General features: G+C 50.9%; 8 protein-coding genes. 5 read left to right on the top strand and 3 right to left on the bottom strand.

The genetic code is table 11. The features are described from left to right. Positions 1–317 precede the first annotated feature (317 nt). On the bottom strand, positions 318–2,738 hold the full coding sequence (locus tag NZM01_02845; GenBank protein ID MCS6958967.1) for a 5'-nucleotidase C-terminal domain-containing protein: 2,421 nt from the start codon (positions 2,736–2,738) through the stop codon (positions 318–320). 636 nt (positions 2,739–3,374) lie between these two features. On the opposite strand from NZM01_02845, the gene NZM01_02850 reads away from it, so the two are divergent. Together NZM01_02850 and pheS are read left to right on the top strand one after the other, a co-directional pair. Next, complete coding sequence (locus NZM01_02850) at positions 3,375–4,943, top strand: peptidoglycan DD-metalloendopeptidase family protein (GenBank protein MCS6958968.1); 1,569 nt, start codon at positions 3,375–3,377, stop codon at positions 4,941–4,943. 77 nt (positions 4,944–5,020) lie between these two features. Further along, the gene (gene pheS, locus NZM01_02855) at positions 5,021–5,989 is read left to right on the top strand and encodes a phenylalanine--tRNA ligase subunit alpha (protein MCS6958969.1); all 969 of its coding nucleotides are present in this window, start codon (positions 5,021–5,023) and stop codon (positions 5,987–5,989) included. Here the strand turns inward: pheS and NZM01_02860 are convergent. After that, positions 5,952–6,800, bottom strand: a complete 849-nt coding sequence (locus tag NZM01_02860) for an alpha/beta hydrolase (protein ID MCS6958970.1) — start codon at positions 6,798–6,800, stop codon at positions 5,952–5,954. The genes pheS and NZM01_02860 overlap by 38 nt on opposite strands. Positions 6,801–6,876: 76 nt before the next feature. On the opposite strand from NZM01_02860, the gene NZM01_02865 reads away from it, so the two are divergent. The 3 genes from NZM01_02865 to murQ are packed head-to-tail and all read left to right on the top strand — an operon-like array spanning position 6,877 to position 11,055. After that, a complete protein-coding gene (locus NZM01_02865; protein MCS6958971.1) occupies positions 6,877–9,846 on the top strand; it encodes a CHAT domain-containing protein in 2,970 nt (989 codons plus the stop codon). A 43-nt stretch (positions 9,847–9,889) separates the two neighbouring features. Beyond that, positions 9,890–10,144, top strand: coding sequence for a DUF1232 domain-containing protein (locus tag NZM01_02870; protein MCS6958972.1), 255 nt, complete (start codon positions 9,890–9,892; stop codon positions 10,142–10,144). Positions 10,145–10,146: 2 nt separating this feature from the next. Further along, positions 10,147–11,055, top strand: coding sequence for an N-acetylmuramic acid 6-phosphate etherase (gene murQ, locus NZM01_02875; protein MCS6958973.1), 909 nt, complete (start codon positions 10,147–10,149; stop codon positions 11,053–11,055). A 73-nt stretch (positions 11,056–11,128) separates the two neighbouring features. Here murQ and NZM01_02880 read toward each other — a convergent pair whose 3' ends face one another. Further along, the gene (locus NZM01_02880; protein ID MCS6958974.1) at positions 11,129–12,706 is read right to left on the bottom strand and encodes an alkaline phosphatase; all 1,578 of its coding nucleotides are present in this window, start codon (positions 12,704–12,706) and stop codon (positions 11,129–11,131) included. Between the last annotated feature and the right edge of the window lie 95 nt (positions 12,707–12,801).

Below are 12,801 nucleotides of genomic sequence, written 5' to 3' on the forward strand. Positions count from 1 at the left end.
AATTATTTTAGCTAACCTAAGGTAAGTTTACCTAATTAAGCATACCCAACTTAATGATAATAATTACACTTTGTACAAAACTTAACACAAAATTGGTACGATCGTTAGTAAGTACTAGATAAACTTTTCTAACCCCACAACTCCTTGGTAGGAATACCTGGAGAACACACCCAAGATGTAAAATGAAGATTGCAGGTTCATATCTCTAAATTTTCTGTATTAGCCTATACGGGAAATTTTAATAACTAACCTAGCCAAGGAACTCAAAAAAGACCACTGGTGTGGTCTAGTAGATGTAGAGATGGGTGGGGAGGGTTTCAGCCGGGAAGCAGAGACCCAGCGGCAGTGACGAAATCTGCCTGGGTAATGGCACTGGGAGCTATTCCCTGCAAGACAGCCAGGACTTCGTTATTGGCAGTGAGAACAATTTCGGTGTTATTAGCGGCACCTCGAATAGTTAGGTTGGCAAAGGTCAAGCCTAGATAGAGACCTAACCGATCGACACCGTCTTCAAAGTCAGTAATCACATCCACACCGCGCCCTGAGGCAATCAAGAAAACATCTGCACCAACTCCCCCTGTGAGTGTGTCGTTGCCCAAGTCGCCAGAGAGAATATCAGCCCCTGTGCCGCCGTTGAGGACATCATCACCCTTGCCACCAAAGAGGAAGTCTGCTCCATCTCCCCCCAAAATGGTGTCATTGCCGACATTACCATTGATCCGATCGTTGCCTGCACCGCCAGTGATGCGATCGTTGCCATCTAAACCACGAATGATTTGGGCAGTGGCAGCACCTGTGAGAGTGTCATTGCCAGCTGTACCATTGAGGAGAGTGCGTTGGAAGTCCAGATTGCGAATGCGGGTGTCCCGATCGGGGGGCGTATCGGCTTGATTGAAGGGCGTGGTGCGGAAGCGAGCTGCCAGGAAATCGGCAAAAGCCTTTTGCTCGGCACCAGGAGTGGTGAAAGTAACTGTTGTGTTGGGGGGTACTAGATCAACTCGGTTAGCCCGTTGGGGATTTTCATTGACAAAGCGAGGGAAGGGATAGCCATCACCACCCAAGCCACTGCCAGGCGTACTTTCATTGGCTAAAAAGTTGAGCGTAACGACACGGAAGGTGCGGGTAGGACTGCCCACAAACTCTCCATTGTTGATGATCGTATCTGCTACTTCTCCCCGATCGTTTAACACGACCAAATTGGTCACCCTTCTGTTAGCAGGACGATTGACATCAAAGGTAAAGCTAATGCCCGCTACTTGGGGGAAACGCCCCGGTGTCCGCCCAGGACCAGAATCAGCCACACCATGTTCAATCACTTCCGCCAATTGAGTTGCTGTCAAAGTTAGGAGTGTCAGAGTGTTGTTGAAACGCAGTGAATTTTCAATGTCCAACTGGGAAATCTGTCCTGCGGCTTTGTTAGCCAGGGGATTGGCAGGGGGCGGTAACCGATCGACTTGCCCACCCACAGCACCACCAGCCCCCGATACTGCTCCGATGTTATCGCGAATACCACCGCCGTTCTTGAGGGAAATAGTGACAGTGGGGTCAGTTTGTCGGGCCACAAACAAATTAGCATCAGCAGTTAAATTGCCCAAATTAGTTTCCTGGGTGCGCACATCATCCCTTGTCCCATTGAGGAAGACAGAAGTAGCGCCAAAAATATTGCTGTCCTTGGTAGTGATTACATTGCGCATAGCATTGACAACTGCCACTACTTCCGGGTCAGCTGTCCCAGGGTTAGTCGCCACTAGAGCATTAACACTGGCATCATCCGTAGCGTAGGAGCCATTGATAGCAGGATTGAGTCTGCCGACTTCAATTACCCCGTTTGTGTCGAATTCCACCACCAAGCGTCCCACATAGCGATAGTTGGAGCCAGTGTTGACCACTAACACCGGTTGATTATTGGCGGAAGTGAAGACAGCAGGGTAAGTATTAGCCACCCGATCGCCCGGACGAATGCGGTCATTACTGTCAGCGAAGACAGCGTGGGAGCCCCCTGCCACAATCACATCTACGTTACGCAAGCGCGTCGCCAAGCCAAACTCAATAGGGAACTGCTGCATATGGGCTAGCAGAATAATTTTGTTAATCCCCTGTCTGGTCAGTTCGTCCACTGCGGGTTGAATAGCAGCTGCCAAAGCATCCAATTCAGCAGGAGAGGGATTAGCAGGGAAATTGGGGGGTGTGACCCTAATACCAGGACCAGGGGAAGAAATTACAGGCAGAGTTGGCGTAGTCGCCCCCACTACCCCAATCCGCTCCCCACCCACCGTAAATACCACACTCTTGGCAATGGAGTTAGGACGGGGTGCTTGTCCATCAGGCACCACCAACCCCCTGAGACTACTGTCCCCTGAAAAGTCTAAATTAGCACTCAAGTAAGGAAAACGCGTCCCCGTATATTCCCGATCGGCAGCAATCAAAGACTGGACAGTGGTAGGTCCTAAATCGAACTCGTGGTTACCAAAAGCCGAGGCTTGAAAGCCAATCTCATTCTGGATCACAATGTCAGCGCGCCCAATTCCTTCCCTACCCAGCACAGACCGTAGAGCACTGTCGCTAGCGGCAGAGAAAAACGGACCAGGAATGTAGTTATCCCCCGAAGACAGGATCAAAGTATTAGGAAAGTCATCCCGCAGCGCGTTAACAACCCGTGAAAAATTGACAATATCGGTAAAGTTGGCAATTCCTGCTTCCAAATCAGAAGCATGCAGCAGTTGTAATGTAAAAGCCATAGGAAATTCCTTGTTTTGCCAGGTGTATCCTCTATTACCGTTGCACACTCAGGTTAAGAACCAGTTATTACTGCCCTAAGAAACGGTTAAGACAACCAGAATTATTGACGAAATTTAACCCTTTTGATAGATGTGACAGCAATCAACCCTAAGAAATGTCGCAAATCACAGCACTCCCGTACAGGCATCTCTGAAAATTTTGCAACTCCGGGCAAAAAATTTTTGGTTTTATGGAAGGTTGGCATTTGAAGTAGCTTGCGGAAGCAAAAACGAGAAAAACGGAGATTTGACCAGAAATGACCGATCGGGGGCACTAAAATTCTCAAATACCTTCTCAAGCAACTCTCTGTTAAAATGCCTGAAAATGCAATGATCCTGCCTGGCTCTGCGCAAAGCAAAAGGCTGAACTGCCGAAAAAAGCAAAAAATTTTTCCGCCCAATACGAGGATTTAAGCAAATTTAAGAGATATTGACAGGTTTAATGCTTGTGTGCATAGGCAGCCTGCAGGTGACTTGATGCACATGTTGGTAAAAATTTCTGTTCACAGTGAACAAGTTTAGGAAAACTAACCAAGTTACGGTTACGGAGGTGGTAATCACCGAGTACCGCCTACAAGTCGAGTTAGGAGGCTTCTATTGAACAGATTCTCTATGACCATGCAAACCTGCAGCAGTCGAGCCGCATACGGGAGTCGTGTACAGCGTTCTATTGCTCTGATAGGCTTGGCGCTAGTTGGTACAAGTGGAGTATATGCCTACAGCCCCAAAGACGACTGGCAAACTCAAACTGTTCCAGTGAAAACCGATCGGGATGATGGGCTATGGAAGTCTAGCCAGACTGAGGGCGGTGTTTACACAGTGCGACCAGGGGATACGATTGAGGAAATTGCCCAAACATTTCAAGTCTCTCAGACAGAGCTGATCGCTCATAACAATCTGGCAGACCCTAACTTTATCCTCGTGGGGCAGGAGCTAACTATTCCCGCAACCAAACCGGAACTGCCCAGTTTTTTACCCACGATCTCTCAGGAAATTGCCCAGGGAAAGAAGAGCGAATTAGTCACGTTAGCAGCTATGTTCGGAATTTTGCCTGTCGGTGGCGATTCTCCTGTTATCCCTCTTGCAGTAACTGATCAGCAACCTGAGCCATCTCCCCCTGTGATGGAGCAGAAAGTTGCCGCCCTGCCTACCGAACCCCAGTTACCTGTGGTAGGGGAACAACAACCTGTAGTAGTGGCACCGGCTGTGACGGAGCAGAAAGTTGCTGCCCTGCCTACCGAACCCCAGTTGCCCGTGGTTGCTGAGCAGAAACCCGTAGAGTCTGTGTTAAACCCGCCTGATAAAGTGGCAGTAGTGTCTGACCAGTCTGGCATTACTCCCCCGCAGCGCATAGCAGCGTTGACCACGATCGAGATTGTCCGTCGTTCGCCCACTGATTCCTTAGATGCGGCCCCTGCTGTGAAATCTCCTGAACTGCCACCTTTACCCAAAACCTCTCCCACCACTCAGTCTGATGTCACTGCTACTAGTAAATCTTCTCTCCGTCCTCTGGAGGTACCTGCTACCAAAGTAGAGGTGAAAAACATTTACCAGGAGGTGGAAAAACTGAGACAGGAGCTATACAGCAATCAACCCCAAAAAGTAGCCGCCCTCAATCCCGATTCCCGCGCTGGAGTTAGAGTTGACCCGATCGATTTTGGGCAACCAGAACTTCCTTCCCTCAGTGCCGCCCATTTCCTGCCTGTGCCTGAAGAGTTACCCAGTCTAGATGAATATGACTTTGTTTGGCCTGCCAGTGGCATTATCACCTCTGGATTTGGTTGGCGCTGGGGACGCTTGCATCAAGGTATTGACATCGCCGCTCCGATCGGTACGCCTATATGGGCAGCGGGATCAGGTGTCGTCCAATTTGCGGGTTGGAACAACGGCGGTTACGGTTACATGATTGATATTCTGCACAGCAACGGCACCGTCACGCGCTATGCTCACCTCAACGCTATCTATGTCAAGGTTGGACAAAGAGTACAGCAGGGACAAGTGATTGCTGAAATGGGCAGCACAGGGTATAGCACTGGTCCGCACCTGCACTTTGAAATCCGCCCCAACGGAGGCGTTGCTGTTAACCCCATGACCTATCTGGCTAGGGTACCCCGCGATCGTCGTACGGCTCAATCTCGTCCTTTTGCCACTACTGCCCAGCGGTAAATGGAGTGCTAAACTAGGGGGAGTTTTGTAGAGACACAATGACCGATCTCGCTGTACTGCGCTCTCAACTGGCGGAAATGGCAGCTGGGGTAAAAGACCTAGTCAACAGTGCTGCTACCCCTGAGCAACTGGAGCAAATCCGCGTTGATTTCCTGGGTAAAAAAGGTAAACTGTCCCAAATTCTGGGAGCGATGGGCAAACTCCCTCCCGCCGATCGCCCTGTGATTGGTGCTCTGGCTAATGAAGTTAAGGAACTAGTCCAGTCTCTTTTGGAGGAAAAAAAGACCGCTCTCCAGCAGGCAGAAATCGCTCGCAAGTTAGCCGCAGAAACGATCGATGTCACTATGCCAGGGGTTTGCCCTTGGCAACTGGGGCGGGTGCATCCCATCACAGCCACGATCGATCGGGTTTTGGACATCATGGTAGGTTTGGGGTACACCGTGGCCCAGGGACCGGAGGTGGAAACAGACTACTACAACTTTGAAGCCTTAAACACGCCTGCTGACCATCCTGCCCGCGATATGCAGGACACTTTTTACCTGCGGGATGGCTTGCTGCTGCGTACCCATACCTCCTCCGTGCAGATTCGCTACATGGAGCAAAACGAGCCCCCTATCAGAATTGTCTGCCCGGGCAGGGTTTATCGCAAGGATGATGTGGATGCTACCCATTTCCCTATGTTCCATCAGGTGGAACTGCTAGCGGTAGATGAGGGTTTGACTTTCGGTGACCTCAAGGGGACAGTGCGGCTGCTAGTGGAAGCTCTGTTTGGCGGGGAATGTGAAGTGCGTTTTCGTCCCAGTTTCTTCCCCTTCACCGAGCCATCGGCAGAAGTGGATGTTAGGTGGCAAGGGCGGTGGCTGGAAATTGGCGGTTGTGGTATGGTTGACCCCAATGTGTTCAGGGCCGTGGGCTATGACCCCGATCGTTACACGGGCTTTGCCTGGGGCTTAGGGATAGAGCGCTTGGCGATGGTGCTCCACAGGATTGACGATATTCGCCGCTTCTTTACGAGTGACTGGCGGTTCCTGCAACAGTTTTATTGATAAAGTCCAGGATACCCTCGGTATAGATTTTGCCTGAATCCAGAAAACCCTTGTTGTGGTCACCCTGCAGCTCGAGGAACACCTTTGGCTGATTAGCTCGCTCAAACAACTTCTCCCCGTGATGGTAGGGAATCACCATATCGGCGCGGCTGTGCATGACTAGGACAGGCATTTTAATCTGGGGTAACCGATCGTAGGTGTTGAACTTGTACTTGGAGAGAAGATTGACGGGCAGGAAGGGGTAGATTTCCTTGGCCCGATCGGTGAGGGAAGTGAAAGTGGAGGCGAGAATTAGACCAGCGGCAGGTTTTTCGGTGGCGAGATAGGAAGCTACGCCCCCACCCAGGGATTCCCCGTAGATGATGATCTGGTGGGGGGGAATTTGGCGCACTTGGGTGAGATATTCCCAAGCGGCGATGGCATCGAGATAGAGACCTGCTTCTGTGGGTGTGCCCTCGCTGTTACCGTAGCCCCGATAGTCAAAGTGGAAACTACTGAGACCCATTTGGTGAAAGAGGAGGGCATAATCCAGCCGATGACTGATATTGCCACCATTCCCGTGACAAAACAATAAAACGTAGCTTGCGGGGTCGGCACTGGGAATCCACCAACCAGCTAGGCGCAACCGATCGGCGGTAGTAAGCTGCACTGACTCAAACTTTAGCCCCACCGCCTTGGGCGTGAGGTTGACCTGACGGGAAGGGACAAACACCATATTATCCTGATTGAGATATATTAGTCCCATGATGCCAGAGTAACCCATGCCAAGGCTAGTTAAAGCGATAAGGGTTACCGCTCGGAAGTTGTCCATGACTTTGGTAAATTCCTAGCTGAGCAATACCAAAATACTGAACTGTACCATAGGATGTCTAGGTCAGCTATGTCAAATGGTTGTTACAGGGGTTCCCGTGTTAGGAGGTACTTTGGCACAAGCTAGGCAGTGCCTGGGAGCTATCATTAGCGGCTTGATGCTAACTGCCTGGGGGGGGAGAGTGGGTAGTCAACCGATCGTGCCTGATGGCAGTACCAGTACCGCTGTGGAGGCAGGAAATGTAGTTGTTCCCACTAACCTCAACTCCATTCGGGGCACAAATTTATTTCATAGCTTCGATCGGTTCCATGTTCCCCTGGAGGGGGTTACCTTTAGCGTCGGCACTACGGGTATCAACGGTGGGCGGATCACCAATATTTTTAATCGTGTCACAGGGAATGAGCCTTCCTCCATTTTGGGCACCATCCAGACAGCACGGGAGTTCCCCATTGCCAATTTCTACCTCCTCAACCCCAATGGCATAGTTTTGGGCAGCAACGCGCGACTGGATGTGGGAGGGTCATTTATCGCCACCACTGCCACGGCGGTGGGATTTAGTGGGGGTGGTAGTTTTACCACCGATCGGCGCAACACCAATTTCTTTGCCGGTTCTCCCCTCACTTTGCAGTTTTCTGTAGAGCAACCGGGGGCAATCATCAACCAAGGGCAATTGGAAGTCAAAACAGGACAGGACATCATCTTAGCGGGAGGCACAGTAGTCAGTCCCAGAACCCTGGTGGCACCAGCAGGCAAAGTTGATGTGGTAGCAGTAGCAGGGAATGCCACTGTCACTCTGCGCGCGCCGGGGTCAATTGTGGGGTTAGAGGTGCGGGCCGGCAGTTTAGCTCCCCAGTGGTCAGGCAAAATAACAGAACTACCCCAACTGGCACAATGGTTGACAGGGGCATCCAGTCGTCCAGAGGCGCAGGAATTAGCCGTAAATCCCGATGGTTCCCTAGAATTGTTACCCCAAGGACGATCGCCGGGCTTAGGGACTCTGCTCCTGGGCAATGGTAGGCTTGAACCGATTGGAGAATTGGTAGTACAGCCGGGGGATGTGATTTTGGGTTCGATCGCGGCGGCTGATATTCAAGCCATTGCCAGTAACAATTTGGCAGTATTTGTCCCCAATATCCAGGGACGGGGTAGTGTGCTCTTGCAAGGGCAAAATCGTCTGCTTCTGCGGGATACTTTGGAGACAGCAGCAGTAATTGGGGCAGGTAGTAACCTCACCTTCAGGGGCGATCGGGAAATTGATATTTTAGCCCTCAATCATCCCACCAGTCCCATGAACAGTGGTGGAAATATTACCTTCCGCAGTGATGGCAAAATTCTAGCTGATGGCTTTTTTACCGCCCAGGGCACGATCGGGGCACGGACTGTCACCAACAATGTTACGGGTTTGCTCAGTGCCGTAGAATTTGAGGAGGTGCAGGGGAATGTGCGCTTTTTACCCCTCGATCAGCAGAGACGAACCCTAACCGAAAATCTATTAGCCCATCGTAATCTCGATCGTATTGCCCGCAATACCACTGACCCTGTGCCTGTAGCCCCCCCGCCCTCACCCCCTACTCCAGCGGCAGGAGATAGTTTGACCACCCTTGCTGTGCAAGCCAGTTTAAGCAGTCTCCATCTTTCTACCGCTACTCCCCTCCCCCTTGCCCTCGACCTGTTATTGGAACGGGGGAAGATTCTGGAAGCCCAGCAGACTTTGGATTTGGCAATTTTGGGAGAACTCGATCGCTATCTTGGCAACATCACCCCCAAAGTTAACAGTCAAGTTTTAGCTCAACTCAATCCCGACCAACAAAAACTCTACCAGCAGTATCAAGCATTGCAGGGTAAAGAGGGGGAACTGGGCCAGTTTCTGGCTAGACCTGATGTCCAAAGACTAGCGCAGCAAGTTAGGGAGATCAATCTGCAACAACTGCAAAGGGAATTAGACCAACTCGATCCCCAAGCAGCGATCCTGTATCCTGTCCTGCGGCAGGACCGAGTGGAAATGATCTTGATTGCCCCTGGTATCCCTCCCCTGCGGCGCACTAGCTACATTTCCCGTGCTCAATTCCTAGAACTATTGCAAAATTTTCGCTACAGCCTCGAAGCTATCTACGATGTGGAAGCTAATCCCCAGGGTCAGGGACAAGCTCTTTACCGCCATCTCATCCAGCCCTTGGAGGACATTTTAGAAGCTCGGCGCATTCGTACCCTCTTCTATGTTCCCACTGCCCAACTTCGTTATGTGCCCTTGGCTGCTCTCCACGATGGTCAGCAATGGTTGGGGCAACGTTTCCGTATCAGCACAATTACCAGCGCCAGTCTGCAAAACTTTACTCCCCGTCTACCCTCTCTACCCCGTCTACTCGCAGGTGCTCTCACCCAAAGCCAAACGGTCAACCTGGGTGGGCGGCAATTCCTGTTTGCTGGTTTGCCCTCAGCCAGAGGGGAAGTGAACTACCTCACCAGTCTGGTTAAAAATAGTAGTAAATTATTTGACCAGGATTTCTCCCCCCTAGCGGTACAGGGACAAACCCGATCGTTTAACTGGCTCCATCTGGCTACCCATGCTGTATTTTTGCCAGGGACTCCTGCTGATTCCTTTATTGTGTTTGGCAATGGGGAACGACAGAATTTTCAGGATTTACGGCAGTGGGACTTGGGCAATGTAGATTTAGTAGTGCTCAGTGCCTGTGAGACGGCAGCGGGGGAGGTATTAGGAAATGGGGAAGAGATTTTGGGGTTTGGCTACCTGATGCAGGAGCGGGGAGCAAGGACAACGATCGCCTCCCTCTGGTCGATTTCCGATGGCGGCACCCAGGCATGGATGGAAATTTTTTACACTCTCCTAACCAGTCAAAACCTCAGTGTTGCTGAAGCAGTTCGCTTGACCCAACAGATTTTGATTACGGGGGATTTCCGTCCCCTAGGAGAAAAAGCCCAGGTTTTACAACAGCGTCTGCGCTCCCATTTACCCCCCTCTACCCTAGAAAATCTCAGCCATCCCTATTACTGGGCACCGTTTCTGGTGATCGGCAACGGTCTCTAATACCTATTGCTACAATGAAAAGCAGCTTGCTAATTGGTTATCTATGTTTTTACTGCGTAATCCCCGTTACAATTGGCTAATCCTGCTGGCGAGTCTGATTTACCTGATTAGTCCCCTCGACGTTTTGCCAGATATTTTCCCCCTCCTTGGTCAGGTGGACGACTTTTTATTACTGGCATTTCTCATCACTAACCTGTTGCAAAATCTCTCCCAATTCTTCCTACAACCACAGAATAGCCATAGCCGCAGTGAAGAAGAGATTAAAACGATCGATGTTGATGCCACTACCATCAACTGACTATGGACAGGGGGCATCTCACCACAGAACAACCCCATCCTGGCAGTTACGACCTTGACCTGCTGTCAGTGGAAGCGTTTTTGGATTTATGTCAGCAAGAGGACTACAAAGTTATAGCCGCTGTGGGGGAGCAAAAACCCCAAATTGCCCAAGCTATTCGTCTGATCACGGAAGCTATACGAGCCGGGGGCAGATTGTTTTATGTCGGAGCAGGCACCAGCGGTAGGTTAGGGGTACTGGATGCTGCCGAGTGTCCCCCCACTTTTTGTACACCGCCAGACTTAATTCAAGGCATTATTGCAGGTGGCGTAGAAGCTATGGTACGCAGCTCCGAAGGTTTAGAAGATGATGCCAACGCCGGCGCTCAAGCTATCCAGGCGCACCAGGTAAACGATCGAGATGTGGTAATGGGCATTACTGCGGGTGGCACAACTCCCTATGTCCACGGCGCATTGACAGCAGCGCAGCAATTAGGAGCAAAGACTATCTTTTTTACCTGTGTTCCCCCTAGCCAAGTCCCCAGCCGTTACGATTTAGACATCAGACCGATCGTGGGTGCCGAAATCCTCACTGGCTCCACCCGTCTCAAAGCGGGCACAGCGACCAAACTTGTCCTCAACATGATTTCCACGGGGGTTATGATTCAACTGGGCAAGGTCTATGGCAACCGCATGGTAGATGTAGCGGTGACTAACAACAAACTCACTGACCGGGCGTTGCGTATCCTTACTGACCTGTTAGCTATCGATCGTGCCACGGCTTTTGATTTGTTAGAACGAGCGGGTAGACAAGTGAAAACCGCCATAGTTATGTACCGTTGCCAAACCGATCGACAGACAGCGGAAGCAATTTTACAAAAGTGTCAGGGTTATTTACGTTTAGCGATCGAAAACCACAACAGTAGCAGCTAGGCTTCCTATCTTATATTCTTGACCCCTAGTCCTGTGGGAAAGCAGGTAGAAATACCTGCCTCCTCAATCAACCCTAGGTGCGAGTGGGAGCCGTCAGCCCAACGCCAGGGGGAAGTCCCTTACCGAAGAGAGTTAGGTACATGAGGCGATACACATCGGTATTATCGAACCGCAGCCTAAACGTGTTATGTAACTCCTCCGCATTCAGACCCTGAGCACGGGCAATGATACCCCCTGAAATATCGGGAGTACCCACCCAACTGACAGCAAAAGGTAACTGTTTACCAAAGGAATCAGGCTCACTCAGGAACGGTGCCGAGTTGCGTCCGTAACGCCCGTCCAAGGGAGAAAGTACATTACGAGCAGACTCCCCTGTAGGGTTGTTGTTGTAGGTACCGACATTTCCTGTGGCTGAGACTGTGCCAATTTGTAAACCACCGGCATCACTGTCAGCAGCAGTGAGAATCAAGGTGTTAGGGTTACGTTCCTGGAAACGCTGGGCTATGCTGATTGCATCGTTGGCGACCTTTAGCCCCGTGAGCGTACCGATCGCATTGTCCACATTGCCAAAGTTATCTACACTCTCTGTTTCCACCACCATCATAAAAGGCTTACCTACCTGGCGTGAGCGGCGCTCCATAATAGTCAGTGCCAAACTAGTCATTTCCGCCGCGGTGGGGGGATTGAACCCCAAAGTACCAGGACGACTACCGAAAAGAATTAGGTTTGTCCGCTTGTCGTTTACATCGATGCCAGGGTCTACCAAATTCAAACTAATCAGGCGTTCCTCCTGCGTATCATTGAAGATGTCATCTCCTGCAAACAAGCCCAGTACCTTTGGCACAAACTGAGGCTCGCGCTCAACCCGATCGCGCAAAGCGTCAAACTCAGCACGCGTACGGATAACCGTGTACCCCTTAGCAGCGAACTCCCGCAGTAAATTGCGACCGTCTGTACGGCTGGGACCTTCACCCGTGACTTGGTCTAAATGTACAAAACAATCCAAATTGACCCTCCCAGCAGAGCACTGAGGCGTTCCTTGGGGTAGAAAGAAACGTTCTCCCCCGGCGAGGATCACATCTGGGGGTGGTTCACCCTCAAACCCTGGGCGACCATCTAATATCTGCCGCACAATTTCATTATCGAGGTTGCGATTCCCCACCTCCGAAACAAAAGCGGCTGTACCAGGTTCGGCAATATCGCCATCGTTTACCAAAGCAGTGGGATGACCTTTACTGATTGCCTCTCGCATAATGCTACCGGGGAATCCAGATAGAGCCAAAATACTGCGGGCAGCAGCACCATCCCCATCTTTGCCAAAGGAGCCAAGTCCCTCCACCTTGTACCCAAAAGCATGGGTAGTAGCACCACCATTGGACGTACCAGTCAAAATGTCAGCCATATGCCCACGGTAGATTGTGCTCTCTGGTAGGGTATCCCAGGGGCTAAGGGCATCTGGACCGTACCAATAGATGCGGGCAGCACTCCAGTGATTCAAACCAGCCCCATCGGGATGGATAAAAATGACATTGCCAGTGCGGGATGAGTCTCGCGATGAAAAGAACCCCTGGCTCGCCACAGTTGCAGACAAAACTCCAATGAGTAGTAGGGCTAAACCTACTGCATTGAGGATGCGGTTCCTAGTGAGCATTCCATTCTCCCCCTTGTTGAATTGCTTCAAGCATGTAAATTCAGGCTATTTCTAGCCAGTTACTCCTACCCGACCTTAAACCTGTCACAGTTAGT

The organism is Pseudanabaenaceae cyanobacterium SKYG29 (genome assembly GCA_025055675.1).
In the GTDB taxonomy this organism is placed as follows: Bacteria; Cyanobacteriota; Cyanobacteriia; order Pseudanabaenales; family Pseudanabaenaceae; genus M5B4.